3 protein-coding genes are annotated in these 1749 nt (G+C 65.3%); 1 reads left to right on the top strand and 2 read right to left on the bottom strand.

Annotated elements, in window-relative coordinates:
- Positions 1-48: 48 nt before the first annotated feature.
- The gene (locus tag FHU13_RS27255; protein ID WP_183438948.1) at positions 49-960 is read right to left on the bottom strand and encodes a phosphotransferase; all 912 of its coding nucleotides are present in this window, start codon (positions 958-960) and stop codon (positions 49-51) included.
- A 100-nt stretch (positions 961-1060) separates the two neighbouring features.
- The gene (locus FHU13_RS27250; RefSeq protein ID WP_210287882.1) at positions 1061-1270 is read right to left on the bottom strand and encodes a hypothetical protein; all 210 of its coding nucleotides are present in this window, start codon (positions 1268-1270) and stop codon (positions 1061-1063) included.
- A gap of 20 nt (positions 1271-1290) precedes the next feature.
- Between FHU13_RS27250 and FHU13_RS27245 the strand changes: the two genes are divergently transcribed.
- Entirely contained in the window at positions 1291-1743 is a 453-nt protein-coding gene (locus FHU13_RS27245; RefSeq protein WP_183438946.1) for a GNAT family N-acetyltransferase, read from the top strand.
- The last annotated feature ends 6 nt before the right edge of the window (positions 1744-1749 follow it).

Below are 1749 nucleotides of genomic sequence, written 5' to 3'. Positions count from 1 at the left end.
CGTCCGTTGAGGGTGGGAAGCCGATATTCGTGCGCTGGCCGCGCGGCGTCAGATCGTCAACTCGCGCTCCAGCAGGTTGGTCGCTCGGTCGAGGACGCGTCGCCAGAGCCCGTCTGCCAGCGTGCAGAACTCGGCGAGGAACAGCAGCGAGCGGACCTCGGCGAGCTTCACGTAGTGCGGCAGAACTCGTCGCTCCGCCTGGGATAACGGGCGTTCACTGCCGTAGCCCTCCAACAACGCGGCAATGAGCGCGGCCGTCCGTGACGGATCACCGAGCGCGAAATGCCAGGCCGCGGTCCCCAGATCGAGCAGATAGGGGCCGCAGCCGCAATCGTCGAAGTCGAAGAAGCCCACCGTGGCGTCCTGGACGATGGCGTTGGCCAACCGGGCGTCCCCGTGGCAATTCCCCGATGGCAAACCATGCGCCGCAGGATCGCCGAGCATCTCCGCTCGGCACCGGTCGATAGCGCGCTGCGCGGCCTCACTGCCCGAGATGCTCGCCAGCGACGCGGCGGCGCGCGCGCACAGCGCCGCCGGGTCGAGTAGACGCGCACCACCGCCGCCGATCCCGGCGAGGGCGTCGTGCAGCTTCGCCAACGCCGAGCCGAATAGCGCCACATCCTCAGGGCCGTCGGTGATCGGCCGGCCATCGAGGGCTTCAAACAGGCAGGCAGCGCGGCCCACACCGCCGAATAGGACCTGAGCGCAATCCGCCCCATCGACGGTACGGATCGGTCGCGCCACGTCGAGGCCTGGCGTTGGCCGGACCTCGCGCAGCAGGCGCAACTCGAAAGCGATCTCTGCGGGGGATCTGCCGACAGGCCGATAGAGACGCAAGTAATAGACGTCGCCGCCTGCGGCGAGACGGTAGGTCCGATTGACGCCGGGGACGACCAACTCGCAGCTGGCGAACGCTCGCCCGTAACACTGGGAGAGGTAGTGCAGATCGATGTCGCTCACCAGCGCGGCTTATCAGGCTCGGCCTGGTTCGGGTAGCATCGCCTGCTTCCGCTATGGTGGCTTACTGACGTTCACGACAGGAGCGAGTGGGCGGCCGCCTTCACAAGCGCGCACGCGACATGATGCGGTAGCCAATGAATGTCAGCGCCAAGCCTGGCAGCGTCACGTACCAGTTGTCCTCAAATACAACACCGAAAAACCGACGACCGCTTCCTACGCGGTCAATTAGAACGATGGCTATGTAAAGCAGCAGGACAGCGCCAGCGGGCCAAATCGATACACCAAGCGTGAAGCGTGTCATGGCTGTCATTCGAGTGCAATCCTGGCCGAATGACATATGTTCTCGTACGCATCGCCGATGAGGCTGATTGGCGAGCCTACCACGACATCCGGCGCTTGGTTTTGTGGGAAGAGCGCGGCCTCGGCAGCTATGACGAAGCCCGCCCGGAGGAGCGGCTGCCCGACCATCATCCTCTGCTGCTGAGGTTCAATGCGCGAGCGTGCGGCACGACAAGGCTCGATGATCTGCGCGACGGGACAGGTATCGTCAGGCTCGTTGCCATTTCCGCGGCTCTTCGCGGACAGGAGCACGGCCGCGTCTTGGATGCGAGGGTGGCGGATTATGCGGGCAAGCTTGGCATCCGCACCCTATTCGTCAACGCCGCCGCGGACGCCGTCGGGTTCTACGCTGCGACAGGATGGGAACGCTTTGAGGGCTATCGGCCGCAGGCGGCGGAACGCGCTGACGAGTGCGTGCCGATGCGCAAAGTCATCGTCCGCTAGGGGTGG

The sequence above is a fragment of the Methylobacterium sp. R2-1 genome (assembly GCF_014191355.1).
GTDB lineage: Bacteria > Pseudomonadota > Alphaproteobacteria > Rhizobiales > Beijerinckiaceae > Methylobacterium.
Note: the sequence above shows the minus strand (reverse complement) of the source record. Positions and strands in the feature narration are given on the sequence as shown.